Origin of the sequence: Streptomyces varsoviensis (assembly GCF_000718635.1) — a bacterium.
Classification (GTDB): Bacteria; Actinomycetota; Actinomycetes; order Streptomycetales; family Streptomycetaceae; genus Streptomyces; species Streptomyces varsoviensis.
In genome coordinates, this window is the sequence record NZ_JOBF01000016.1 from 223,861 (window position 1) to 246,993 (window position 23,133).

At 73.6% G+C, this 23,133-nt stretch carries 22 protein-coding genes; 7 read left to right on the top strand and 15 right to left on the bottom strand.

Features of this window, described 5'->3' with window-relative positions; all coding sequences use genetic code 11:
- Positions 1–66: 66 nt before the first annotated feature.
- Genes IF55_RS23600 through IF55_RS23610 form a run of 3 tightly spaced genes read right to left on the bottom strand, consistent with a single transcriptional unit; the run spans position 67 to position 1,941 of the window.
- Positions 67–843 (bottom strand): DUF3710 domain-containing protein, encoded by a 777-nt coding sequence (locus IF55_RS23600; RefSeq protein ID WP_030884301.1) that lies wholly within the window; start codon positions 841–843, stop codon positions 67–69.
- 1 nt (position 844) lies between these two features.
- Positions 845–1,360 (bottom strand): dUTP diphosphatase, encoded by a 516-nt coding sequence (gene dut, locus IF55_RS23605; RefSeq protein ID WP_030884303.1) that lies wholly within the window; start codon positions 1,358–1,360, stop codon positions 845–847.
- On the bottom strand, positions 1,357–1,941 hold the full coding sequence (locus IF55_RS23610) for a PaaI family thioesterase (protein WP_030884304.1): 585 nt from the start codon (positions 1,939–1,941) through the stop codon (positions 1,357–1,359). The genes dut and IF55_RS23610 overlap by 4 nt, the downstream gene beginning before the upstream one ends.
- A 59-nt stretch (positions 1,942–2,000) precedes the next feature.
- Here IF55_RS23610 and IF55_RS23615 point away from each other — a divergent pair, with 59 nt between their 5' ends.
- Positions 2,001–2,447 carry a DUF3093 domain-containing protein gene (locus tag IF55_RS23615; RefSeq protein ID WP_030884307.1) on the top strand — a complete coding sequence of 149 codons (447 nt, stop codon included), beginning with the start codon at positions 2,001–2,003 and terminating at the stop codon, positions 2,445–2,447.
- 99 nt (positions 2,448–2,546) lie between these two features.
- Here IF55_RS23615 and IF55_RS23620 read toward each other — a convergent pair whose 3' ends face one another.
- From IF55_RS23620 to IF55_RS23635, 4 genes are all read right to left on the bottom strand, one after another.
- Positions 2,547–3,407, bottom strand: coding sequence for a hypothetical protein (locus tag IF55_RS23620; RefSeq protein ID WP_037965493.1), 861 nt, complete (start codon positions 3,405–3,407; stop codon positions 2,547–2,549).
- Positions 3,408–3,421: 14 nt separating this feature from the next.
- Positions 3,422–3,721, bottom strand: a complete 300-nt coding sequence (locus IF55_RS23625) for a DUF4193 domain-containing protein (protein ID WP_030884311.1) — start codon at positions 3,719–3,721, stop codon at positions 3,422–3,424.
- Positions 3,722–4,125: 404 nt separating this feature from the next.
- Positions 4,126–5,367, bottom strand: a complete 1,242-nt coding sequence (locus IF55_RS23630) for a sensor histidine kinase (protein WP_030884313.1) — start codon at positions 5,365–5,367, stop codon at positions 4,126–4,128.
- Between the two features lie 6 nt (positions 5,368–5,373).
- Positions 5,374–6,027, bottom strand: coding sequence for a response regulator transcription factor (locus IF55_RS23635; RefSeq protein WP_030884315.1), 654 nt, complete (start codon positions 6,025–6,027; stop codon positions 5,374–5,376).
- 406 nt (positions 6,028–6,433) lie between these two features.
- On the opposite strand from IF55_RS23635, the gene IF55_RS39830 reads away from it, so the two are divergent.
- On the top strand, positions 6,434–6,601 hold the full coding sequence (locus IF55_RS39830; RefSeq protein WP_169767256.1) for a hypothetical protein: 168 nt from the start codon (positions 6,434–6,436) through the stop codon (positions 6,599–6,601).
- 241 nt (positions 6,602–6,842) lie between these two features.
- Here IF55_RS39830 and IF55_RS23645 read toward each other — a convergent pair whose 3' ends face one another.
- Together IF55_RS23645 and IF55_RS23650 are read right to left on the bottom strand one after the other, a co-directional pair.
- A complete protein-coding gene (locus IF55_RS23645) occupies positions 6,843–7,646 on the bottom strand; it encodes an inositol monophosphatase family protein (RefSeq protein ID WP_030884316.1) in 804 nt (267 codons plus the stop codon).
- Between the two features lie 53 nt (positions 7,647–7,699).
- Positions 7,700–8,818, bottom strand: coding sequence for a ferrochelatase (locus tag IF55_RS23650; protein ID WP_030884321.1), 1,119 nt, complete (start codon positions 8,816–8,818; stop codon positions 7,700–7,702).
- A gap of 139 nt (positions 8,819–8,957) precedes the next feature.
- On the opposite strand from IF55_RS23650, the gene IF55_RS23655 reads away from it, so the two are divergent.
- Both IF55_RS23655 and IF55_RS23660 read left to right on the top strand, forming a co-directional pair.
- Entirely contained in the window at positions 8,958–10,190 is a 1,233-nt protein-coding gene (locus tag IF55_RS23655; RefSeq protein ID WP_030884324.1) for an MFS transporter, read from the top strand.
- Positions 10,162–11,469 carry a D-arabinono-1,4-lactone oxidase gene (locus IF55_RS23660; protein ID WP_030884326.1) on the top strand — a complete coding sequence of 436 codons (1,308 nt, stop codon included), beginning with the start codon at positions 10,162–10,164 and terminating at the stop codon, positions 11,467–11,469. Before IF55_RS23655 ends, IF55_RS23660 begins: the two co-directional genes overlap by 29 nt.
- A gap of 156 nt (positions 11,470–11,625) precedes the next feature.
- Here IF55_RS23660 and IF55_RS23665 read toward each other — a convergent pair whose 3' ends face one another.
- The gene (locus IF55_RS23665) at positions 11,626–12,744 is read right to left on the bottom strand and encodes a hypothetical protein (RefSeq protein WP_048832354.1); all 1,119 of its coding nucleotides are present in this window, start codon (positions 12,742–12,744) and stop codon (positions 11,626–11,628) included.
- A 506-nt stretch (positions 12,745–13,250) separates the two neighbouring features.
- On the opposite strand from IF55_RS23665, the gene sepH reads away from it, so the two are divergent.
- Positions 13,251–14,321, top strand: coding sequence for a septation protein SepH (gene sepH, locus IF55_RS23670; RefSeq protein WP_048832355.1), 1,071 nt, complete (start codon positions 13,251–13,253; stop codon positions 14,319–14,321).
- A gap of 442 nt (positions 14,322–14,763) precedes the next feature.
- On the opposite strand, the gene IF55_RS23675 is transcribed toward sepH, so the two are convergent.
- Complete coding sequence (locus tag IF55_RS23675) at positions 14,764–15,600, bottom strand: sulfurtransferase (protein WP_030884336.1); 837 nt, start codon at positions 15,598–15,600, stop codon at positions 14,764–14,766.
- A 275-nt stretch (positions 15,601–15,875) separates the two neighbouring features.
- Between IF55_RS23675 and IF55_RS23680 the strand changes: the two genes are divergently transcribed.
- Positions 15,876–16,667 carry a VOC family protein gene (locus tag IF55_RS23680; RefSeq protein ID WP_030884339.1) on the top strand — a complete coding sequence of 264 codons (792 nt, stop codon included), beginning with the start codon at positions 15,876–15,878 and terminating at the stop codon, positions 16,665–16,667.
- 227 nt (positions 16,668–16,894) lie between these two features.
- Here the strand turns inward: IF55_RS23680 and IF55_RS23685 are convergent, their stop codons facing one another.
- The 4 genes from IF55_RS23685 to IF55_RS23700 all read right to left on the bottom strand — a co-directional run bounded on the left by IF55_RS23685 (position 16,895) and on the right by IF55_RS23700 (position 22,380).
- Positions 16,895–17,575: a thymidine kinase gene (locus IF55_RS23685; protein ID WP_030884343.1), complete on the bottom strand. Its 681-nt coding sequence runs from the start codon at positions 17,573–17,575 to the stop codon at positions 16,895–16,897.
- A 72-nt stretch (positions 17,576–17,647) separates the two neighbouring features.
- A complete protein-coding gene (locus IF55_RS23690) occupies positions 17,648–18,859 on the bottom strand; it encodes an alkaline phosphatase family protein (RefSeq protein WP_030884346.1) in 1,212 nt (403 codons plus the stop codon).
- Positions 18,859–19,446 carry a DUF5998 family protein gene (locus IF55_RS23695; RefSeq protein WP_030884349.1) on the bottom strand — a complete coding sequence of 196 codons (588 nt, stop codon included), beginning with the start codon at positions 19,444–19,446 and terminating at the stop codon, positions 18,859–18,861. Before IF55_RS23695 ends, IF55_RS23690 begins: the two co-directional genes overlap by 1 nt.
- A 27-nt stretch (positions 19,447–19,473) precedes the next feature.
- Positions 19,474–22,380, bottom strand: coding sequence for a bifunctional acetate--CoA ligase family protein/GNAT family N-acetyltransferase (locus tag IF55_RS23700; RefSeq protein WP_030884352.1), 2,907 nt, complete (start codon positions 22,378–22,380; stop codon positions 19,474–19,476).
- Between the two features lie 290 nt (positions 22,381–22,670).
- Between IF55_RS23700 and IF55_RS23705 the strand changes: the two genes are divergently transcribed.
- A complete protein-coding gene (locus IF55_RS23705) occupies positions 22,671–22,952 on the top strand; it encodes an HPr family phosphocarrier protein (RefSeq protein ID WP_030884355.1) in 282 nt (93 codons plus the stop codon).
- Positions 22,953–23,133 lie beyond the last annotated feature (181 nt).

A 23,133-nucleotide genomic window follows, 5' to 3' on the forward strand; every position in this document is an offset into this window, starting at 1 on the left:
GCGCGGTCGCGAGCAGCGCGGCCCGAGCCCGTCAGCGCACGCGCGAGCGGCGCCGCCCCGGACCCGTCAGCGCACCTCGGTGATCTCCGGACCGCGCTGGAGGCGGTCCACCCCGCCCGCGAAGCGCGAGCCCTCGGCCTCCTCCTGCTGCACGCCGTCGGGCATCATCTGGGCGTCGTCCGGGAGCTTCAGGACGATCGGGTCCCGCGGCGCCATCGGGGCGTCGCCGCGCACCACGACCGTGTCCTGGAAGATCTGCTCCAGCAGCCCCGCCGTCTCGGGCTGGACCGCGCCCTGGCCCGAGATCACCCCGCGCAGGAACCAGCGCGGCCCGTCGACGCCGACGAACCGTACGAGCTGCACGCCGTTGGTGCCGTCCGGGAGTTGTACGGGCACCTGGGCGCGCAGCTCCCAGCCGAGCGGCCCCTCGACCTCGTCGACGACGCCGCCCTGCTGCGTGATGCCGCTCGCGATCTCGTCCCGCACCTCGCGCCAGATGCCCTCGCGCTTGGGGGCGGCGAACGCCTGGAGCTGCACCGCGCTGTCCCGCAGCACCAGCGTCGCGGCGACGATGGCGTCGCCCGCGACCTCGACCCGCAGCTCCATGCCCTCGACCCCGGGCACGAAGATGCCGCCCAGGTCCACCCGGCCCTCGCCGGGGTCCCGGACCTCGCTGATGTCCCAGGGACCGTCGGGGCGCGGCCCCGGCGGCAGACCGGCCGGGGCCTCGGCCGAGGCGCCCTGGGCGTCCGTACCGGACTCCCCGTCCTGCTCCTCGGGGGTCACGCCGTCGTCGAGCTGGTCGACGGTCTCCTCGCTGCCCTTGCGGCGACGACCGAACACGTCACTGTCCTTCCCGGTCGGCTACGACCGAAGCGAATCCATTCCCACCCGTTGCACCGCCCACGGCGGCATGGCCGCCGGTGGACCCCAGGCCGCCCTCGGCCCGCGCCGAGCCGGGAAGCTCCGCCACCTCGTGGAAGCGCACCTTCTCGACCCGCTGGACGACCAGTTGGGCGACCCGGTCGAGCCGCTCGAACCGCACGCTCTCGCGCGGGTCCAGATTGACCACGATCACTTTGATCTCTCCACGGTACCCGGCATCAATGGTCCCCGGGGCGTTCACCATGGAGACCCCGCAGCGGGCCGCCAGGCCCGAGCGGGGGTGCACGAAGGCCGCGTACCCGTCGGGCAGCGCGACCGACACTCCGGTGGGCAGCACGGCGCGCTCGCCGGGGGCCAGCACGGCGGCCTCGGTGGTGACGAGATCGCACCCGGCGTCGCCGGGGTGCTCGTACGCGGGCACCGGGACCGCGGGGTCCACCCGGCGGATCAGCACATCGAGCGGGTCATGGGTCACGGGTTCACCTCGAAAGCGCGCGCGACCTTCAACTGGTCGGGGTCGGCGAGGGCGGCGTCGATCTCGGCGGGGCGGCCGTTGTCCATGAAGTGGTCCACCTTCACCTCGATGAAGAGGGCGTCGGCGCGCACCGCGACGGGCCCGTCCGGGCCGCCGATCCGGCCGGTCGCCGTGGAGTAGATCTTGCGGTCGGCCACGGCCACGGCCTCGGCTTCGAGGTGCAGCACGGTTCCCACGGGCACGGGCCGGACGAAGTCGGTCTCCAGCCGCCCCGTCACCGCGATCACCCGCAGCAGCCAGTTCAGCGTGCCGAGCGTCTCGTCCAGCGCGCTGGCCAGCACGCCGCCGTGGGCGAGGCCGGGGGCGCCCTGGTGGGCCTCCTGGACGGTGAACTCGGCGGTGACCCGCACGCCCTCACCGGCCCGCGTCACCAGGTGCAGTCCGTGCGGCGCCCCGTCGCCGCAGCCGAAGCAGCGGTCGTAGTGCGTGCCTATGATCTCGCCGGGCGCGGGCGCGTCGGGGTGCCGCTCCGGCTTCACGGCGTCGGCCGGCGGCGTCAGCGCTGTCGTTCGTCCACTCACAGGGGCTGACCTTACCCGCGCGCGCGGCGGCCGGACGCTGCCGTGCCAAGCTGGAGCGCATGCAGCCTTACGAAGAGCGGCTGACCGCGCCGCGCTCCTGGTGGTTCATCGCGGTCCTCGTCGGCATCGCGATGGCGCTGATCATGGTGCCGTTCGGCACGCTGCCGATCCTCGGCGGTCTGATCGGCGGCGCGGTGGTGGCGGGCGTGGTGGTGAGCTCGTACGGCTCGGCGCGCATCAGGGTGGTGGCGGGCTCGCTGGTGGCGGGGGACGCGAAGATCCCGCTGACGGCGCTGGGCACGCCCGAGCCGCTGGACGCCGAGGAGGCGCGCGCCTGGCGTTCGTACAAGGCCGATCCGCGCGCGTTCATGCTGCTGCGCAGCTACATCCCGACGGCGCTGCGGGTCGAGGTCACCGACCCGGCCGATCCGACGCCGTACGTCTACCTCTCCACGCGCTCACCGGAGCGCCTGGCGGCGGCTCTCGCGGCCGTACGCGCGTCTTAGGCCCGATTCCCGGCCCGGGCGGCCGTACGTGCGTCCTGGGCCCATTCCTTCGACGCGGGACTGCCGATCGCGGCGCCGCCGAAGCGGGGGCGCGGCCTCTCAGGCGCGGGGGCCGGGCGGCAGCTCGCGGCCGGTGTCGTGGCCGGGGGGCGGCGGCAGTTCGCGGCCGGCCTCGGAGGGCGGGAGCGCGTCCCAGGGGATCTGCTTGCTCCGCAGGTCCTTGCGGACCTTCGCGGCGAGCTTGCGGGTGTCGCGCCGGTTGAGCACGGCGCCGACGGCCGCGCCGACCATGAAGGGCGCGAGGTTCGGCAGATTGCGGAACGTGCGCTTGAGGATCTGCTGCCGCAGCTCGCGCTTGAGCTGTCCGCCCAGCGCGGCGTTGACGGTGGTGGGGGCCGTGATGTCGATGCCGCGCTCGTCGGCCCAGGCGCCGAGGTAGGCGACGGCCCGCTGCCGGGCGGTGCCGGGGGCCCGCAGGCCGTAGACCTCGTGCAGCTCGGCGATCAGTTTGAACTCGACGGCGGCGACGCCGACGATCTCGGTCGCCAGCTCGGCGGGCATCGCGGGCGGCACGGGCAGCATGGCCGCCGCGCCGATGCCGGCGCCGACGGTGGAGGTGCCGTTCGCCGCGCCGGCCACCAGTTTGTCCGCGAGCTGCTCCGGGCCGAGGCCCGGGAACTGCGCGCGCAGCGTGGCGAGGTCGCGCACCGGGATGCGCGGGGCGTTGTTGATGATGCGGTCGGCGATGGCGGTCAGGCCCGCCTTGGCGCCCTGTCCGCCCCGCTTGGCGCCGATCTTCGCGCCGCGGCCCACGGCGGCCGCGAGCGAGGCCGTGCGGCCTCGCTCGTCGTGCTCGTCGTTCTGGGCCATGACGCGCTGCAAGGCGGCGTCCTCGGTCAGCTCGGGGGTCAGGTCGGGCTGCCGGGAGCGCCGCTTCCGGAACGGGGACGAGCCTGCCATCGCAGACCCGTCCCTCAGGCCGCGCAGTCGCGGCAGATCGGCTGGCCGTTCTTCTCCGCGGCGAGCTGGCTGCGGTGGTGCACGAGGAAGCACTCCATGCAGGTGAACTCGTCGGCCTGCCGGGGCAGCACCCGGACGGACAGCTCCTCGTTGGAGAGGTCCGCGCCGGGCAGTTCGAGGCCCTCGGCCTGGTCGAATTCGTCGACGTCGACGGTGGACGCCGACTTGTCGTTCCGCCGGGCCTTCAGTTCCTCGATGCTGTCCTCGTTGACGTCATCGTCGGTCTTGCGTGGGGTGTCGTAATCCGTTGCCATGTCGCTCTCCCCCTCTGGGTGTCTGCGGTGTCTCAGCGCACGTAACGCGTGAGAGGCCGGACTTGTGCCCGACCTGAGGCGGAGATTTTGCCTCACATCAAGGTCTGTTACTCAATCGACACCCAACCGCACCCCTGAAGAGGTGATCGGGTTGGGTGGCGATCGGGACCGTACACGGTCCGAAAGTCGCACTGTCACGCGCCATCACGAGTACTTCCCGTGATCAAGACCCCTGGAAACCCGGATTATCCCGGCCTTCCAGCGGCTTTTCCGATCACGGAGAGTGGATGGCCAGAAGTTTGCCCATGTGATCGATCACACATGATCACGGCGTCGGCGGACCGTGAAAATTCCGCCCAAAGCGAACTCCTGCGAGAAGGTCTCAGAGCCTGTGACACAGGCTCTCAGGCCGGGAGCACGACGCGCATCACGAGACCACCGCCTTCCCGGGGCTCCGCGGTGATCCGGCCGCCGTGCGCGCGGGCCACCGAGCGCACGATGGAGAGGCCGAGGCCGACGCCCTTGTCGCTGCCCGTGCGCTCCGTACGGAGCCGCCTGAAGGGCTCGAAGATGTTGTCCACCTCGTACGCCGGGACGACCGGCCCGGTGTTCTCCACGACCAGTACGGCCTGGCCGCGCTGGCTCTCGGTGGTGACCCGCACCCAGCCGTCAGGGGTGTTGTAGCGCACCGCGTTCTGCACCAGGTTCAGCGCGATCCGCTCCAGCAGCACCCCGTTGCCCTGGACGACGGCGGGCTGCCGCTCGCCCGTCAGCTCCACGCCCTTGGCCTGGGCCTCCGCCCGGGTCTGATCGACGGCCTGGGTGGCCACCTCGGCGAGGTCCACGGGCTTGCGGTCCACCAGCTCGTTGTCGCTGCGCGCGAGGAGCAGCAGCCCCTCCACGAGCTGTTCGCTGCGCTCATTGGTCGCCAGCAGCGTCTTGCCGAGCTGCTGGAGCTCCGGGGAGGCCCCCGGGTCGGAGAGGTGCACCTCCAGCAGCGTGCGGTTGATCGCCAGCGGGGTGCGCAGTTCGTGGGAGGCGTTCGCCACGAAGCGCTGCTGCGCGGTGAAGGACCGCTCCAGGCGGTCGAGCATCTCGTCGAAGGTGTCGGACAGCTCCTTCAACTCGTCGTCCGGGCCGCCCAGTTCGATGCGCCGGCTCAGGTCCGTACCGGCCACTCGGCGGGCCGTGCGGGTCATCTTGCCCAGCGGGGAGAGCACCCGGCCGGCCATCGCGTAGCCGAAGGCGAACGCGACCACGCTCAGCCCCAGCAGGGCCAGCAGGGAGCGGCGCAGCAGGCCGTTGAGGGCGAGCCGGCGCTGGTCCTGCATGCAGTTGTAGAGGACCTCGTTGAACTGGTCCGTCTTGAGGTTGCCGGAGATGCCCGGGCAGGTGTCGTTGGTCGACTGCACGCTGCCGCCCAGCAGCTTGAACGGCAGCTCGTTGCCGACGTGCAGGGCCTGGGCCGCCAGCAGGTAGATGATCGTGAGCAGCACGATGCCGGCCATCAGGAACATCCCGCCGTAGAGCAGGGTGAGCCGTATCCGGATGGTCGGGCGGAACCACGGGAAGGGGCGCACGACGGGCTGCCGCGGGTCCCACGCGGGTTTCGGCGGCGCCGTGGGCGGGGCTGGGGTCGAGGCCATGCGGGGTCAGATCCGGTATCCGGAGCCGGGCACGGTGACGATCACGGCGGGCTCGCCGAGCTTGCGGCGGAGCGTCATGACCGTCACCCGGACGACGTTGGTGAACGGGTCGGTGTTCTCGTCCCAGGCCTTCTCCAGGAGCTGCTCGGCCGAGACCACGGCTCCCTCGCTGCGCATCAGCACCTCCAGGACCGCGAACTCCTTCGGCGCGAGCTGCACCTCCTTGCCGTCCCGGAAGACCTCGCGGCGGTTCGGGTCGAGCTTGATCCCCGCCCGCTCCAGGACCGGCGGCAGCGCGACGGTCGTACGGCGCCCCAGCGCCCGTACGCGCGCGGTCAGCTCGCTGAACGCGAACGGCTTGGGCAGATAGTCGTCCGCCCCGATCTCCAGGCCCTCCACCCGGTCGCTGACGTCGCCGGAGGCGGTCAGCATGAGCACCCGGGTGGGCATGCCCAGCTCGACGATCTTGCGGCAGACGTCGTCGCCGTGGACGACGGGGAGGTCGCGGTCGAGGACCACGACGTCGTAGTCGTTGACGGCGATGCGCTCCAGGGCCGCGGCACCGTCGTACACGACGTCGACGGCCATGGCCTCCCGGCGCAATCCGGTGGCTACCGCATCGGCGAGCAGTTGCTCGTCCTCGACGACGAGTACGCGCACGGCGCTGTCCTTCCGTTCGGCCCCTTTTTGGGCAGGCTGCCAGGCTGTTGGCCACTCCATCCTGCCCCCAAGCCCGATAAACCGGCTGTAAGGGGGGCGAGCGGGCGTTCACGTCCGGTGGTTCCGGGGCCCGCCGCCTCCGCGACGCCCGCGCGCCGTCCGCGCGACGCCTCCCCGACGCCGCCGCGACGCGTCCGCGGTGTGTCCTCGACGCGTCCTCGAAGATGCCTGGATTCAACGAGCCCCCCGAGGTTTCCCTTCGAGCGGGGTTGGGGAGGACGACTTCACACACCCGCGATCACGCCCTGACTGTGGCGCGCCACACCTGTCGCCGCTCAGGGGCCACGCACGTGATCGAACCGTCGGCACACCCCCGTGCCATCGACCCATGCCGAGGGGGCGCATCATGGACGCGTTTACCGCTGGAATTCTGCAGCGTATAGAGAGCACTCAGACCGATCTCGACCAGGCCCGCGAAGCAGGCGACGACTTCCTCGTCGAGGTCGAGCTGGCAGAACTGGACGACCTGCGCCGCCTGGCCGCCGAGCACGGCGTCGAGGTCACCGCCGCCTGAGCCACCGCCCTGCCACAGGGCCCGGCTCGCCCGGCACCGCCCACACCACGAAGCGCCCCCGCACCGGATTCGGTGCGGGGGTGCTTCGCTGTCCGTCCCGCCCCCCGTACGGCCATACGGGCGTCCATACGGCCATACGCCGCCCTGCCGGGCAGCGGTCGGCCCCCCGGGGGCGGTGGAGGCTCCGCGGGGCGTGAGGCGGCTCGTACGCCGTGTGGAGGCCGCTGCGGCGGGGGTGGTGTCAGTCGTGCCAGGCGCCCAAATTGTCGAGGAGTTCCTGGAGGGGTTCGAAGAGGCCGGGCGGGGCGGCGACGGCGAGTTCTCCGGAGAGGGGGTCGCCGGGGCGGCCGCCGGTGCGGGCGCCCGCTTCGCGGGCTATGAGGGCGCCGGCCGCGAAGTCCCAGGGGTTCAGGCCGCGCTCGTAATAGCCGTCGAGGCGGCCGCAGGCCACGTCGCACAGGTCGATGGCGGCCGAACCGGCGCGCCGGATGTCGCGCACCCGCGGCAGCAGGGCGCGGACCACCTCGGCCTGGGCGGCCCGGCGCTCGGTGAGGTAGCCGAAGCCCGTGCCGATCAGGGCCTGGTCGAAGGCGGGGGCGGGGCGGCAGCGGACCCGCTCGCCGGCGGCGTACGCGCCCTCGTCGAGGACCGCGTGGTAGGTCTCGCCGCGCATCGGGGCCGCGACGACGCCGACCACCGCCTCGCCGTGCAGCTCGGCGGCGATGGAGACGGACCAGGAGGGCAGGCCGTACAGGTAGTTCACGGTGCCGTCGATCGGGTCGATGACCCAGCGCACGCCGCTGCTGCCGGCCGTACTGGCGCCCTCCTCGCCCAGCAGCCCGTCATCGGGGCGCTCCTCGGCGAGGAAGTCGGTGATCAGCTTCTCGGCGGCGATGTCCATCTCGGTGACGACGTCGATGGAGCTGGTCTTCGTGGCGGCCACGCCGAGGTCGGCGGGGCGGCCGTCGCGCAGCAGCTCGCCGGCCCGGCGGGCCGCTTCGAGCGCGACGGCGAGAAGCTCGTCCTTGAGGGGGCGGTCGGTCACGGCACTCCTAGGTCGTGCGGTTCCAGAGCGGGTGGTGCGGCGGGGTGCGCTGGTCACTCGTCGGCGCCGGCGGCGGCTGGGCGCGGGGTGCGCGCGGGGCAGCAGCCCACCGGGCAGACGTCGTGGCTGGGGCCGAGCGCGCCGAGGGCGCAGCGCTCCGGTGCGGCGCCGCGCTCGGTCGCGGCCCGCTCCAGCACCAGGTCCCGCACGGCCGCGGCGAACCGCGGGTCCGCGCCGACCGTGGCGGCGCGGGTGACGGGCAGGCCCAGCTCCTGGGCCTTCGCGGCGGCCTCGGTGTCGAGGTCGTACTTGACCTCCATGTGGTCCGAGACGAAGCCGATGGGGACCATGACGACGGCCGGCACGCCCTCGGTGTGCAGGGCCTCCAGGTGGTCGCAGATGTCGGGTTCCAGCCAGGGGATGTGCGGGGCGCCGCTGCGGGACTGGTAGACGAGCTGCCAGGGGTGCTCGGCGCCGGTCTCCTCGCGGACCGCGTCGGCGATGACGCGGGCGACGTCGAGGTGTTCGGCGACGTACGCCCCGCCGTCGCCGTGCGCGGGCACCGGGCCGGAGGTGTCGGCGGCGGCGGTCGGGATGGAGTGCGTGGTGAAGGCGAGGTGCGCGCCGGCCCGCAGGCCCTCGGGCAGTTCGGCGAGGGCGGCGAGGGTCGCGTCGACCATGGGCCGTACGAAGCCGGGGTGGTTGAAGTAGTGCCGCAGCTTGTCGACGCGCGGCGGCTCGATGCCTTCCGCCGTCAGCGCGGCGATGGCGTCGGCAAGGTTCTCGCGGTACTGGCGGCAGCCGGAGTACGAGGCGTACGCGCTGGTGGCCAGGGTGAGGACGCGGCGGTGGCCATCGGCGGCGATCTGCCGCAGGGTGTCGGTCAGATACGGCGCCCAGTTGCGGTTGCCCCAGTAGACCGGGAGGTCGAGGCCGTTCTCCGCGAAGTCCTTGCGGATCGCCTGGAGCAGCTCGCGGTTCTGCGCGTTGATCGGGCTGACGCCGCCGAAGAGGAAGTAGTGCTGACCGACCTCTTTGAGGCGCTCGCGGGGGATGCCGCGGCCGCGTGTGACGTTCTCCAGGAACGGCACGACATCGTCCGGGCCTTCCGGTCCGCCGAAGGAGAGCAGGAGGAGGGCGTCATACGGGGCGGGGGCTGGCTGATCCGACATACGTCCGATCCTGCCACCCCCCACTGACAGCCCGCCCCTGCCACCCCCCGTCACCGGGCGGAAAATACCGGTGCGGCCGATCGCGGACCCCCGTAACCTGTATCGGCCACGAACATCCCTTACCGGTGGAGCCCGCCCCTTGCCCAGTCCCTACCGCGCGATCTTCGTAGCACCCGGCGCGAAGGCCTTCTCGACCGCCGGCTTCTTCGGCCGGATGACGCTGTCGATGATGAGCATCGGCATCGTCACGATGGTCTCCCAGCTCACCGGCCGGTACGGGCTGGCCGGCGCGCTGTCCGCGACGACGGCGGTCGCCGACGCGGTGGCCGGGCCGCAGATCTCCCGGCTCGTGGACCGGTACGGGCAGCGCCGGGTGCTGCGCCCGGCGACGCTGATCACCGCGGCGGCCCTCGCCGGGCTGCTGGTCAGCGCCCAGCAGCGGTGGCCGGACTGGACGCTGTTCGTCTTCTCCGCGGGCGTCGGCTGCGTGCCGAACATCGGCGCGATGGTCCGGGCCCGCTGGGCGGCGATCTACGTGGACTCGCCGCGCCTGCTGCACACCGCCTACAGCGCCGAGTCCGTGGTCGACGAGGTGTGCTTCATCTTCGGGCCGATCCTCTCCATCGGCCTGTCCACCTCCTGGTTCCCGGAGGCGGGTCCGCTGCTGGCGGGCTGCTTCCTGGTGTGCGGCGTCTTCGCGCTGACCGCGCAGCGCGCCACGGAGCCCGCGCCGCACCCGCGCGGCGAGCACTCCGGGGGGACCGCGATGCGCTCCCGGGGGCTCCAGGTGCTGGTGGCGGCGTTCGTGTCGACGGGCGTCATCTTCGGCTCGCTCGACGTGGTGACGGTGGCGTTCGCCGCACACGAGGGCCACAAGTCCGCCGCGAGCCTGGTGCTGGCGGTGTGCGCGCTGGGCTCCTGTCTGGCCGGCGCGGTCTACGGGCTGGTGCACTTCAAGAGCGAGGCCTCCCGCCGCTGGCTCCTGGGCGTCTGTGCTATGGCCGTGAGTATGATCCCCCTCCAACTGGTCGGGAACCTGACGTTCTTGGCCGTGGCGCTCTTTGTCGCGGGCCTGTCCATCGCGCCGACGATGGTCACCACCATGGCCCTCGTCGAGCAGCACGTACCGCGCGCGAAGCTGACCGAGGGCATGACATGGACGAGCACCGGGCTCGCGGTCGGATTCGCGCTCGGCTCGTCGATCGCCGGCTGGGTGGTCGACGCGTCCGGGCCGGAGACGGGGTACGCGGTGCCCGGCGTGGCGGGGGCGGTCGCGGCCGCGGTCGCGTTCCTCGGGTACCGCCGGCTGCGGCCGGCGCCGCATCGGGAGGGGTCTGGCACAGATGACCGAAACGAGCAGCGCGTGGCGTAACTGGGCGGGGAACGTCGTGGTCCGGCCGGCCCGGACGGTGGCCCCGAACAGCGCCGAGGAACTGGCGGCGGCGGTCCGGCGGGCGGCGGCCGACGGCCTGCGGGTGAAGGCGGTGGGCACGGGGCACTCCTTCACCGCCGCGGCGGCCACCGACGGGCTCCTCATCCGGCCCGAACGCCTCACCGGGGTCCGGGAGATCGACCGTACGGCCGGGACGGTCACGGTCGCGGCGGGCACCCCGCTCAAGCGCCTGAACGAGACGCTGAGCGCCCATGGGCTGTCGCTGACCAACATGGGCGACATCACGGAGCAGACGGTCTCCGGCGCGATCAGCACCGGAACGCACGGCACGGGCCGCGACTCGGCGTCGATCGCCGCCCAGATCAGGGGTCTTGAGCTGGTGACCGCGGACGGCTCGGTGCTGGCGTGCTCCGAGAAGGAGAACCCGGAGGTGTTCGCGGCGGCCCGGGTGGGGCTCGGCGCGCTCGGGGTGATCACGGCAGTCACCTTCGCCGTGGAGCCGGAGTTCTGGCTGACGGCCCGCGAGGAGCCGATGCCCTTCGACCGGGTCACGGCCGAGTTCGATCAGCTCGCGGCGGAGAACGAGCACTTCGAGTTCTACTGGTTTCCGCACACCGGCAACTGCAACACCAAGCGCAACAACCGCAGCCCGGGCCCGGCCGCGCCGCCCTCGCCGCTGAGCGCCTGGATCGAGGACGAGCTCCTCTCCAACACCCTCTTCCGGGCCCTGTGCGCGCTGGGCCGGACGGCGCCCGCGACCATACCCCCCGTCGCCAAGATCTCCAGCCGGGCGCTGTCGGCCCGTACGTACACCGACATCCCGTACAAGGTCTTCACCAGCCCCCGCCGGGTCCGCTTCCTGGAGATGGAGTACGCGCTGCCGCGCGAGGCGGCCGTCGCGGCGCTGCGCGAACTGCGGGCGATGATCGAGCGCTCGCGGCTGCGGATCAGCTTCCCGGTGGAGGTGCGGACCGCCCCGGCCGACGACATCCCGCTCTCCACGGCCGCCGGCCGCGACACGGCCTACCTCGCGATGCACCAGTACCGGGGCACCTCGCACCACGCCTACTTCTCCGCCGCCGAACAGATCATGACGGCGCACGGCGGGCGGCCGCACTGGGGGAAGCTGCACAGCCGCGACGCCGGATATCTGGCCGGGGTCTATCCGCGCTTCGACGAATTCCGGGCGCTGCGGGACCGGCTGGACCCGCAGCGCCTCTTCGGCAACGACTACCTCCGGCGCGTCCTGGGAGCCTGAACCGGCGGCCGGACATTACGCACCCGAGTCGGCGGTCAGGCGTTACGAGCCCGAGCACGGGCGGCCGGGCGTACGAGCCCAAGCGCCGGCGGCCGGGCGTACGAACCCGAGCGCCGGCGGCCGGGCCTACGACCCCGAGCATCGGCGGCCAGGGCGTTACGAACCCGAACCGGCGCCCTGGGCTCCGGCCGCCGCGGCGTCGTTCTGCGGCGCGCCGGCGTCGGGCTGCCCGTTCCCGCCGCCGGACTTGCCGTCGTTCTGGCCGCCGTCGCCCTTGTCCTTGCCCGTGCCGCCCTTGCCGGGGCCGGTGCCGTCGTGCGTGCCGCCCTGGTCGGTGCCGCCGCCCTGCGACTGGGTGGGGGTGGCGGTCGGCTGCCCGCTGGGCGTCGAGTCGCCGCCGCCCGCGGGGGGCGTGGGCGTCGCGTCCGGGGTCGGCTCATCGCCCTTCCCGCTGCCGCCGCCCTGCTGGTCGCTGTCGCTGTCGCCGTCCGAGGAGTGCGTCGAGCCGTCGCCGGAGGTGCCGTCCTCGGAGGAGTGGCCGGTGCCGGGGGTGCCGGAGGGCGACGACGGGGCGTGGTTCCCGGAGTCGTTCGAGCGGAAGAGCTGCTGGAAGGTGGTGCCGCTCTTGCCGTCCGGCGTGGAGCCGGTGGCCAGTTCGACGACGGTGACGGTGACCATCGCGAGCACGAAGATCACGACGGCGTGGAGCAGCGGGCTCTTCCAGCGCCGCAGCCGGGTGCCGTGCGTGGTGGCCGGGGTGAACTCGTCGGAGAGGCCCGCCGGGCCGGACGCCTGGCCGCCCCCCTCGGCCCGCCGCAGCAGCCGGGTGGGGTCCTCGGCGCGCGGCAGCATCTGCGTCGCCTCGACGCGCGGCAGCATCTGGGTGGCCTCGGCCCGCTTGAGCAGTTGCGTACGGTCCGGATCGGCGTCGGGGTCGGCGGGGTTGTCGGGGGTGCCGGGGTCCTCGCCCGGGCCGACCGCCGGGAGCATCGTGGTCGGCTGCTCGTCCCCCGCCGGGGCGCCGGGCCAGCGGTCACGGTCCGTGTCCGTGACGGGCACCTGGCGCGCCTTCGGCTTCGCGAGCACGGTCACGTCGCGGATCTGTTCACCCGTACGACGGAAGAGATGCTGAAAAATCGTGCCGCCGGTGGTGGCCACCACACTGACCACACCCGCACCGATGATCGTTCCGTAGACGCCGAGCTTGCCCGCGAGGAGCGCGGCGATCACGGCGGCCAGGCCACTGCCGGCCACCTGGGCGATGCTGAGATCCAACCGCTTACCTTGCGGTTTTTCCTCGCTTTCGTCCTTTACCTGCATCTCCAGCCTCTGCTTGCCCATTCGCTCCACCCTGCACAGAGAAGGGACTTATGGGCGAGGCGATCAGTTCCGATTTAGGTGATTGTGTGAACCTCGCCACTCACACCACCCCCAGGGGTGAATGGGCGGGCGATCAACTCCCTTGCCCCGCGAGAGGTTCCATGGCGCGCCGATCCACCCAGGTGGCCCGAATGGAGTACTGTGGCGAGCCCTGGCCCGGTATCCCGTCCGGCTGCCCGGACTGACGGGAGAGGGCCCCGGAAGGCGCTCCTCCGGAGGACGCCGACCGGTGCGGGTAGCGGCTGTTCAGGGCAAATGGCACGATCACCGAGAGTGGCGAACCGGTAACCGTGCCATAACGGCGGATCGGGTCCCCGACCCGACACGCCGGTCAACTCGGCAATGTTGTGGCAGGCTGCACCCGGGCAGGCCACACTCGACTAGCGGAAGCAGCGACGCACGTGACGTCGGCAGGCACCACCCGGGAGGTCCCCATGCCCGAACTGCGTGTCGTGGCCGTCTCAAACGACGGCACACGGCTGGTGCTCAAGGCTGCGGACAGCACGGAGTACACGCTTCCGATCGATGAGCGGCTGCGCGCCGCCGTGCGCAACGACCGCGCCCGCCTCGGCCAGATCGAGATCGAGGTCGAGAGCCACCTGCGCCCGCGCGACATCCAGGCCCGCATACGGGCCGGAGCCTCCGCCGAGGAAGTCGCGCAGATGGCGGGCATCCCCGTCGACCGTGTCCGCCGCTTCGAGGGCCCCGTCCTCGCGGAGCGCGCCTTCATGGCCGAGCGGGCCCGCAAGACGCCCGTACGGCGCCCCGGCGAGAACACCGGACCGCAGCTCGGCGAGGCCGTGGCGGAGCGGCTGCTGCTGCGCGGCGCCGAGAAGGAGACCGCCCAGTGGGACTCCTGGCGGCGCGAGGACGGCACCTGGGAAGTCCTCCTCGTCTACCGCGTCGCGGGCGAGATGCGCTCCGCGAGCTGGACGTACGACCCGCCGCGGCGGATCGTTCAGGCCATGGACGACGAGGCCCGCGTCCTGATCGGCGAGAGCGACGACACGCCCGAGCCGAGCTTCCCCTTCGTGCCGCGCATCGCCCGGCTGCCGCGCGACCGGCCGCTCGACCGCGCCCTGGACCGGCAGTCGCCGTCGTCCGCCGCGGAGGACGAGCCGGAGCCGCCCGCCGAGGAGGCGCCGCGCGAGCGGGACTCCCTGACCAGCCTGCTGGAGGCCGTGCCCAGCTTCCGGGGCGACATGATCGTGCCGGAGCAGCCCACCGGCGACACGCCGGAGGAGCCGGACGAGGAGGAGCCGGAGGCGGTCGAACCGCCCGCCCCGGCCGCCAGCGCCGGTTCGGCCTACGCCGACGTGCTGATGCCGCGCTCGGTGGCGGGCCACCGCGACCGCCTCACCGGCACCACCGACCGGCAGGCGGAAGCCGACGGCGTCCGCCCCGGCCGCCGCGCCGCCGTCCCGAGCTGGGACGAGATCGTCTTCGGCACCAGCCGCAAGAAGCAGGAGTAACGGCCCACCGCGCTTCGGCTCGCCAGGTGCGGAATCGTTGCGGCAGCAGGGGCCGCCGCGTTCGCCGGCGCGTGTGTTCGCAGGGCGCGGTGGTTGACAGCGGACCGCGCCCGGCCCGAGGGCTCGCATACGTCGGAGGGCCCGGTAGCGACGCGGACGGCGACGGACCGCGCCCGGCCCGGAGTCAGTTGCTCCGGGCCAGAAAGCCGTACGAACCGGGCCTCGCCGGAACGAGCGTCGCCGATCCGGCCCGGGGCTCCTCATGCGGCACCCCGCGTCCCCGTGCATCCGGACTGCGGCGCGGCTCCCCTGCCCGGTACGGGCGGGCTCAGCACGCCCCGGGGGCCGTACAAACCCCGGAACCGCCCGAAGTGCGGCCGGCCCGGCCGATGGCCCGTACGTACTTACGAACAGGGGGGCAACGGCCGGGCAAGCGGGCCGCTCAGCCCGGGTCGGCGCCCGTGGCCACCGGGCGGGCGGTGTCGGCGGTCCATTCGCTCCAGGAGCCGACGTAGAGGGCCGCGGGCACGCCCGCTACGGCCAGGGCCAGGACCTCGTGGGCGGCGGAGACGCCGGAGCCGCAGTAGACGCCGACTTCGCTGCCGGGGGTGGCGCCCAGGGAGGCGAAGCGGGCCGCCAGTTCCTCGGCCGGGCGGAACCGGCCGTTTTCCGCCACGTTCTCCATCGTGGGGGCGGAGAGCGCACCGGGGATGTGGCCGGCGACGCGGTCGATGGGTTCGACCTCGCCCCGGTAGCGCTCCCCCGCCCGGGCGTCGAGCAGGACGCCCCGGCGGGCCAGGGCCGCCGCGCCGTCGGCGTCGAGCAGCCCGGCCGCCCCCGGCTGCGGCTCGAAGTCGCCCGGCTCGGGGGCCGGCACCTCGGTGGTGAGGGCGCCGCCGAAGGCCGTCCAGGCCGCCAGGCCGCCGTCCAGGACGCGTACGTCCGTATGCCCCGTCCAGCGCAGCAGCCACCAGCCGCGGGCCGCGCCCCAGCCCTGGCCGCCGTCGTAGACGACCACGGCCCGGTCGGCCGAGACGCCGGCGCGGCGCATCGCGGCGCCGAAGGCCGCGGTATCCGGCAGCGGGTGGCGGCCCCGCTCCCCCGCCGGGCCCGCCAGTTCGCCGTCGAGGTCGACGTAGACGGCGCCGGGGAGGTGCCCGGCCTCGTACTCCGGGCGGCCGGGCGGGCCGCCATGCTGCCAGCGGACGTCCAGAAGGACCGGCGGGCGGCCGGCCGCCAACTCGCTCGCGAGTTCGGTTGCGGTGATGATGGCATTCATAAGGCCCATCCTCGCGCAGCGACCGGCGCCCCTGTCCGGCGGTCCGGTCCTATGACGGCGATGGAGACCGATACCGGACGGCAACGGCGCCGTAACGGATGCGCCATGCCGATTCGGGCAGGCTCCGGGGGGAACCCGCCAAATCCGGCGCGGCCGGGGCGCCCGCCATGACAAGCGGTGCGAACATCTGGACTGGCCCCGTCCCCGTACCACCCCCGCGCCGCAGACCGGCCCGGGTGACACGGCCACCACGATGGTCCGAGGAGAGAGTGACGATGACCGAGGAAGCGACTCGGCGCACCCCTGGAACGCCATGCTGGACCAGCCTCATGGTGCACAGCCTGGCCGCGACACAGGAGTTCTACAGCGGCCTGTTCGGCTGGACGTACCACTCGGGCCCGGGGCAGCTCGGGCCGTACGTACGCGCCGAGCAGGACGGCCGCCCCGTCGCCGGCATCGGCGAGCTGCCGCCCGACCGGCAGTTGCCGGTCTCCTGGACGACCTACCTCGCCAGCGACGACGCCGACCTCACGGCCGAGCGGATCAGGTGCTGCGGCGGCACGGTGGGCGTCGGTCCCCTCGAAGCGGAGGAGGAGGGCCGGCTGGTGATCGCCATGGACCCGTCCGGCGCGACGTTCGGCGTCTGGGAGGGGCGCCGCCACCTCGGCGCGCAGGGGGCGGGCGTGCCCGGCACGCCCGTCTGGCACGAGCTGCTGACCGCCGAGACCACGATGATCGCCAAGTTCTACGAGTCCGTCTTCGGCTACGACACCGAGGCCGTGGTGGCGGCGGACTTCGACTACCTGGCCCTGAAGGTGAACGGCGCGCCGGCCGCCGCGATCCACGGCGTCGGCAACGCCCTGCCGCGCGACCAGGGGCCGCGCTGGATGACGTACTTCGAGACGGCGGACGCGGACGCGGCGGCCCGTCGCGTCACCGAGCTGGGCGGCCAGGTCCTGGCCCCGCCCCGCGACTCCCCCCTCGGGCGGCTCGCCACGGTCGCGGACCCGGAGGGCGCGGTCTTCTCCCTGCTCCGCAGCGACATCCCCGCCCCGCAGGCCGGCTGAGCGGCCCCGGAGCGGGAAGGGCCGTACGGCACCGCACGGGACGGGAGAGGGCAGTACGGGACGGGCAGGGCGCCGGACGGGCGCGGGCCGCTGTACGGGCGCGAAACAGACGTGCGTACGGGCACGAGGCGTCCGTACGGCCACGGGGCCTCGTAGGAGCAATGACGCCGTACGGGCACGAGGCGCGCCCCCGCCCCGTGCGGCGGCGCGCTCAGGTATGCGCGGGGTCAGGCGTGCTCCGGCGCGTACGGTCCGCGCGCCTCGGCGTCCACCGGCAGGACGTCCGGCGACAGCGCACCCGCCCCGGCGGCCGCCGCCGTCATCCGGCGGATGTGGTGGCGGCGGCACAGCACCTCGTACCCCACGGTGTCCTGCGCCCCGGCCACGTCGCCGACGACGACCTGCGCGCCCTCGACGACCATCTGGCCGGCCACGGTGCGGGCGTTGTGCGTGGCCCGGGCCCCGCACCAGCACAACGCCTCGACCTGGAGCACCTCGATCCGGTCGGCGAGTTCGACGAGCCGCTGGGAGCCGGGGAAGAGCTTGGTGCGGAAGTCGGTGGTGATGCCGAACGCGAAGACGTCGAGCGCGAGGTCGTCGACGACGCGCGCGAGCTGGTCTATCTGCTCGGGGGCGAGGAACTGGGCCTCGTCGGCGATGACGTAGTCGGCCCGGCCGCCCGCCGAGAGGTGGGCGACGACGTAGGCGTAGAAGTCGAAGCCGTCCGCGGCCTCGACGGCCTCGGTAACCAGGCCGAGCCGGGAGGAGAGCTTGCCCTCCCCCGCCCGGTCGTCACGGGTGAAGATCATCCCTTGCAGGCCGCGGGCCGAGCGGTTGTGCTCGATCTGCAGCGCGAGCGTGCTCTTGCCGCAGTCCATCGTTCCGCTGAAGAACACCAGCTCGGGCATGAGGGGGCGAGGGCCTTTCGGTCGTGCGGAGGCGTGCGGGCGCCCCGTCCGGCGGCGGGGCGGGGGCGGGGCTCAGGTGCGGACTTCGAGGAGGGGTACGAGCTGTTCGACGGGGGTCATCGAGCCGTGCAGCCCGACCATCGCGGACTCGTTCGGCTCGGTCCGGGAGGCGACGATGGCGATGTCGTCGCGGGCGGCGGCGACGACGTCGCCGATCCGGCCGCGCACCCGCTCGTCCACGCCGTCGCCGGGCCGCCCGAACCAGCCGGCCTCGATGGCCTCGTCGCGGCCCGCCACCCACATCTGCTCGCCGAGCACCTCGCGCCAGCAGGCCAGTACGTCACCGGCGGCGCCCGGTACCGCGTACACATGGCGGGCGCGTCCCTCGCCGCCGAGGAGCGCGACGCCGGCGCCGAGCTCCCAGTCCTCGTCGAAGTCGACGCGCGACTCGGGGTCGAAGGGGATGTCGATCATGCCGTGGTCGGCGGTGACGTACAGGGCCGAGCGGGGCGGCAGTTGTTCGGCTAGGCGCTGCGCGAGCCGGTCGACGTACATGAGCTGGCCGCGCCATTCGTCCGAGTCGACGCCGAAGCGGTGGCCGTTGCCGTCGACCTCGCTGTAGTAGGTGTAGACGAGCGAGCGGCCCGCTGCCCCGAGCCGGTCGGCGGCGAGGTCCATGCGGTCCTCGCCGAGCTCCCGGCCGTGGAAGGTGCCGCCGCTGAGCGCGATCTTGGTCAGCGGAGTGTGCTGGAAGTCGGGGGCGGACACCTGGCAGGTGTGCACGCCCGCGGCGTCGGCGAGCTGGAAGATCGTGGGGTACGGCTGCCACGCGTACGGGTCGGTCCAGGGGCGCCAGCGGAGCTGGTTCATCAACTGGCCGGCGGCCGGATCGCGGACCGTGTAGCCGGGGAGGCCGTGCGCGCCCGGCGGCAGCCCGGTGCCGACGGAGGCCAGCGAGGTCGCCGTGGTGGAGGGGAAGCCCGCGGTCATCGGCTGCCCGGTGCCGTTCATGGAGCTGCCGAGCAGCGAGTGCAGGAACGGGGCCTCGGCGGGGTGGGCCTTCAGCAGCTCCCAGCCGAGGCCGTCGATCAGGAAGACGCAGACGCGGTCGGCCGGTTCGAGCTGGAGCCCGGAGGTGAGGCCGGGGACCTCCAGGCCCGCGGCGACGGCGGGCAGCAGGTCGGACAGGGCGCCGGCGCCGTAGCGCGGCAGGGGGGCGGTGCGGGGGTCGAGCGGGGTCGGGTCCTGCCAGGAGGTGGCGGGGCCGGAGGCGTAACCAGTCATCAGCGGCCGGTCGCCGCCGTCGCCTCGGACAGGGACTGCGCGAACGCCAGCGTCTGCCGCACCGTGTCGGGCCCGTCCCCCGCCTCGCTGACGCGCAGGCTCAGGTCGTCGGCGGTGGAGGAGCCGGTATAGCCGTGGTCGGCCTCGCAGTTGGGGTCGCCGCAGGCGGCGGGCTCCAGGTCGAGGCGGGAGACCGCGCCCCAGCCGATGGTCAGCACCACCTCGCGGGGCAGCGTGCCGGGGGTGTACGACTCGGGGTTGGCCACGACGCGGCTGAGCACCACCGAGGAGATCCGGCCGAGCTTGACGGACTCGGTGGAGGTCGTGGCGTAGGGCGACGGGGACGTGCCGTCCGCCGCCTGCTCGTCGGTGTGGCTCACGATGAAGCGGGTGCCGGTCAGCACGAGGACCGTGACGTGCCGGCGGACTTCGTTGGAGTCGAAGGTCGTCTCCTGGTGAACCAGGTAGGACACGACCGGCTCACCGCCCACGGCGGCCTCCACCGCCTCGGCCACGAGGGCCGGGTAGTAGCCGCTGCGCTCGATCGCCGCGCGCAGCCCTTGGGTCGTCGTACCGGTCTTCGCCATACGCCCATCCTACGGGGCGTGTGGGTCTCAGTAGGCGGGCAGGCGGCGGGGGCCGAGGTCGGTGCGGACGGGCGGGGGCGCGAGGCGCAGGGTCGCGCCCAGCACCTGGAGCCCGTGCGGGGCGACGACCACGGGTTCGAGGTCGACGGCGACGACCTCGGGGTGGTCGTCGACGAGGCGGGAGACGCGCAGCAGGAGTTCTTCGAGCGCCTTGGTGTCCACGGGGGTGGTGCCGCGCCAGCCGAAGAGGAGCGGGGCCGTCCGGATGGACCGGATCAGCTCGGCGGCGTCCCGGTCGGTGGCCGGTACGAGCCGGTGCGCGGTGTCGCCGAGCAGCAGGGAGGGGGCGCCGGCCAGCCCGAAGGAGAGCACCGCGCCGACGGCGGGGTCGATGGTGGCCCGGATGACGGTGTCCACGCCGCGCGGGGCCATCGACTGCACCACCAGCCGCAGCTCCTCCGGCTTGCCGAGCAGTTCGGTCAGCTCGGCGTAGGCGCGGCGCAGTTCGTTCTCGCCGCCGAGGTCGAGGCGGACCCCGCCGAGGTCCGCGCGGTGGCGCAGATGGGGCGCGGTGGGCTTGAGGGCGACGGGGTAGCCGAGCCGGCCGGCGGCCCGTACGGCCTCGTCGGGGCCGGGCGCGGGCAGGGCGGGCAGCACCGGGATGCCGTACCGGGCCAGCAGGCGCTGGGTGTCCGCCGCGGAGAGCTGCACGGAGCGGGGGGCGGCGGGGGCCGCGCCGAGTGCGGGGGCGGCGGCGCCGGTCGGCCGCGCCGTGCGCCCGTACGCGGCCTCTGCGTCCGCGGCCTCGCCTCGGGCGGTCTTGCCGTCCGCGGTCTCGCCGCGCGCGGTACCGCCGTGGGTGGCCGCCCCGTGCGCGGCGAGCAGCACGTCGATGTCGGCCGCGGCGCCGGCCTCGTCGATGTCGTCGTACTCAGGGACGCGCCCGGGAGAGGCCGTCCCCTTGCGCCACTGCGCGTACCGCGCGGCCTGGGCGAGCGCCCGTACGGCCCGTTCGGCGGCGGGGAAGGAGGGGATGCCGCCCGGGGCCGCGGCGCCCGGCGCGGCCTGCGGGTCGTCCCGCGGGGTGGCCAGCGCGTCGGCCAGGCCCGGTATTTCGAGGTGGACGACGGCCACCGGCTTCGCCGCCGGGGCGGCGGCCACCGTCTCGCGCAGGGCCGACGCGAGCTGCGCGGCCGAGGCGTCGCCGACCCAAGGGATGGCGGTGACGACGACGGCGTCGCACAGGTCGTCGGCGAGGGCGTCGGCGAGCGCCGCGCGGAAGTCGTCCGGTCCGGCGGACGTGGTGAGGTCGCGCGGCGGGAGCGGGCGGAGCCGCTCGGTGAGGCAGGCGTCGTAGGTGAGGAGGGCGAGGGAGTCCGAATTGCCGAGGATGGCGACCCGGGGGCCGCCCGGCAGCGGCTGGGAGGCGAGCAGCAGCCCGGTGTCGGCGAGTTCGGTGACGGTGTCCACGCGGATGACGCCGGCCTGCCGGAGCAGGTCGGAGACCGTGGCGTCGGGGATGCGCGTCGCGGGCACGGCGTGGCCGCTGGGCGCGGTGCCGCCGTGCCGGGCGCCCTTGACGACGACGACCGGTTTGACCGCGGCGGTGCGCTTGGCGAGCCGGGTGAACTTGCGGGGGTCCCCGATGGATTCGAGGTACATGACGACGACGGCGGTCTCCGGGTCGTCGTGCCAGTACTGGAGGAAGTCGTTGCCGGAGACGTCGGCGCGGTTGCCGGCGGAGACGAAGGTGGAGACCCCCGCGAGCGAGGCGGCGCGCCGGTGCAGCCCGGAGAGCAGGGCGATGCCGATGGCCCCGGACTGGGAGAACAGCCCCACCTGCCCGGCGGCCGGCATCTCGGGCGACAGCGAGGCGTTGAGCCGGACTCCGGGCGCGGTGTTGATGAGGCCGAACGCGTTGGGGCCGATGACGCGCATGCCGTACGAGCGGGCCTGGCGGACCAGCTCGCGCTGGCGGTCACGGCCCTCGGGGCCGCTCTCGGCGTATCCGGCGGAGAGGACGACGAGGCCCTGGACGCCGTGCTCCCCGCAGTCGGCGACGGCGGCGGGCACCTGGTCGGCGGGGACCGCGACAACGGCCAGGTCGACGGTCTCCTCGATCTCGCCGACCGAGCGGTAGGCGGGCACGTCCTCGGGCCGCAGCCGCGAGGCCCCTTCCGGGAAGGCCCGGTTGACCGCGTACGCGCGGCCGGTGAAGCCGCCCTCCAGGATGTTGCGCAGGGCGGTTCGGCCGACGCCGCCGGGCTCGCGGCCCGTGCCGACGACGGCGACCGAGCCGGGGGCGAGGAGCCGCCGCACCGAGCGGGCCTCGGCGCGCTGTTCGCGGGCGCGCTGGACGGCGAGGGACTGGTCGGTGGGTTCCAGGTCGAATTCGAGCCGGACGACGCCGTCCTCGAAGGAGCGCTTCTGGGTGTACCCGGCGTCCGTGAAGACCTTGATCATTTTGGTGTTGGCGGGCAGCACCTCCGCGGCGAACCGGCGGATCGAGCGCTCGCGGGCGACGGCCGCGATGTGCTCCAGGAGGGCGGAGGCGACGCCGCGGCCCTGGTGCGCGTCCTGGACGAGGAAGGCCACCTCGGCCTCGTCGGCGGGCGCGGTGGCGGCCATGCCGCGCGCGTCGATGCGGTCGTAGCGAACGGTGGCGATGAACTCGTCTCCGACCGTGGCGGCGAGCCCGACGCGGTCCACGTAGTCGTGGTGGGTGAAGCGGTGGACGTCGCGGTCGGACAGGCGCGGGTAGGGGGCGAAGAAGCGGTAGTACTTCGACTCGTCCGAGACCTGCTCGTAGAAGCTGGTCAGGCGCTGCGCGTCGGCCTCGGTGATCGGCCGGATCTGCGCCGTGCCGCCGTCGCGCAGCACGACATCGGCTTCCCAGTGGGTCGGGTACGCGGCCTGCTCCGACGGCGTGTGCATGGGGCCAGCGTACGACCGGGCACTGACAAGGCCCCGCTCGCGTACGCCGGCGGGGCGGGGCGAGGCGGGCGGCGGGTGCCGCGGGGGCGGGGCGCGGCAGGCGAGGAGGGATGAAATAAGTGAAAGCCGATGAAAGAGGCCGGAAGAGGGTGAAAGGAAGCAAGGGCGGGCAGGGCGGCACAATGGAGGATGGCAGTGGGGGCGGCAGGGTGCCCGACGTCACCAGCGGAGGGGCGTCGACACCGTGAGAGACTGGTCTAGACAACCAATACGACTTGAAGGGCAACACCATGGTTGAGCGCCGCGTCACCGTCGGCTGGGCCGAGGGGCTGCACGCCCGCCCCGCGTCGATCTTCGTCCGCGCCGCGACCGCCTCGGGCGTCCCCGTGACGATCGCCAAGGCCGACGGCAACCCGGTCAACGCCGCCTCCATGCTCGCGGTGCTGGGCCTGGGCGCCCAGGGCGGCGAGGAGATCGTTCTCGCCTCGGAGGCCGACGACGCCGAGGCCGCGCTCGACCGCCTCGCGAAGCTGGTCGCCGAGGGGCTTGAGGAGCTTCCGGAGACCGTCTGATCCGCCTTCGCGGGCGCGGCGCCGCCGCGCGACGGGCCGCGGTGACCGAACACGGTCGCCGCGGCCCTTCTGTGTCTCCATGTCTCTGTGTCTCTGTGCACCCGGGCCCCGTTTCCCGGCCGCCCTACGGGCACGCCGAAGGCCCCGGCCGGGTGGGGCCGGGGCCTTCGGCGGAGTCCGG

Coding starts and splice junctions, on each gene's coding strand:
- IF55_RS23620 (WP_037965493.1), bottom strand. CDS start 3,407: ATGGCAGGCTCGTCCCCGTTCCGGAAGCGGCGCTCCCGGCAGCCCGAC.
- IF55_RS23685 (WP_030884343.1), bottom strand. CDS start 17,575: ATGCCCGAGCTGGTGTTCTTCAGCGGAACGATGGACTGCGGCAAGAGC.
- IF55_RS23660 (WP_030884326.1), top strand. CDS start 10,162: ATGACCGAAACGAGCAGCGCGTGGCGTAACTGGGCGGGGAACGTCGTG.
- IF55_RS39830 (WP_169767256.1), top strand. CDS start 6,434: ATGGACGCGTTTACCGCTGGAATTCTGCAGCGTATAGAGAGCACTCAG.
- IF55_RS23625 (WP_030884311.1), bottom strand. CDS start 3,721: ATGGCAACGGATTACGACACCCCACGCAAGACCGACGATGACGTCAAC.
- IF55_RS23695 (WP_030884349.1), bottom strand. CDS start 19,446: ATGGCGAAGACCGGTACGACGACCCAAGGGCTGCGCGCGGCGATCGAG.
- IF55_RS23650 (WP_030884321.1), bottom strand. CDS start 8,818: ATGTCGGATCAGCCAGCCCCCGCCCCGTATGACGCCCTCCTCCTGCTC.
- IF55_RS23690 (WP_030884346.1), bottom strand. CDS start 18,859: ATGACTGGTTACGCCTCCGGCCCCGCCACCTCCTGGCAGGACCCGACC.
- IF55_RS23675 (WP_030884336.1), bottom strand. CDS start 15,600: ATGAATGCCATCATCACCGCAACCGAACTCGCGAGCGAGTTGGCGGCC.
- IF55_RS23615 (WP_030884307.1), top strand. CDS start 2,001: ATGCAGCCTTACGAAGAGCGGCTGACCGCGCCGCGCTCCTGGTGGTTC.
- IF55_RS23700 (WP_030884352.1), bottom strand. CDS start 22,380: ATGCACACGCCGTCGGAGCAGGCCGCGTACCCGACCCACTGGGAAGCC.
- IF55_RS23680 (WP_030884339.1), top strand. CDS start 15,876: ATGACCGAGGAAGCGACTCGGCGCACCCCTGGAACGCCATGCTGGACC.
- IF55_RS23630 (WP_030884313.1), bottom strand. CDS start 5,367: ATGGCCTCGACCCCAGCCCCGCCCACGGCGCCGCCGAAACCCGCGTGG.
- IF55_RS23705 (WP_030884355.1), top strand. CDS start 22,671: ATGGTTGAGCGCCGCGTCACCGTCGGCTGGGCCGAGGGGCTGCACGCC.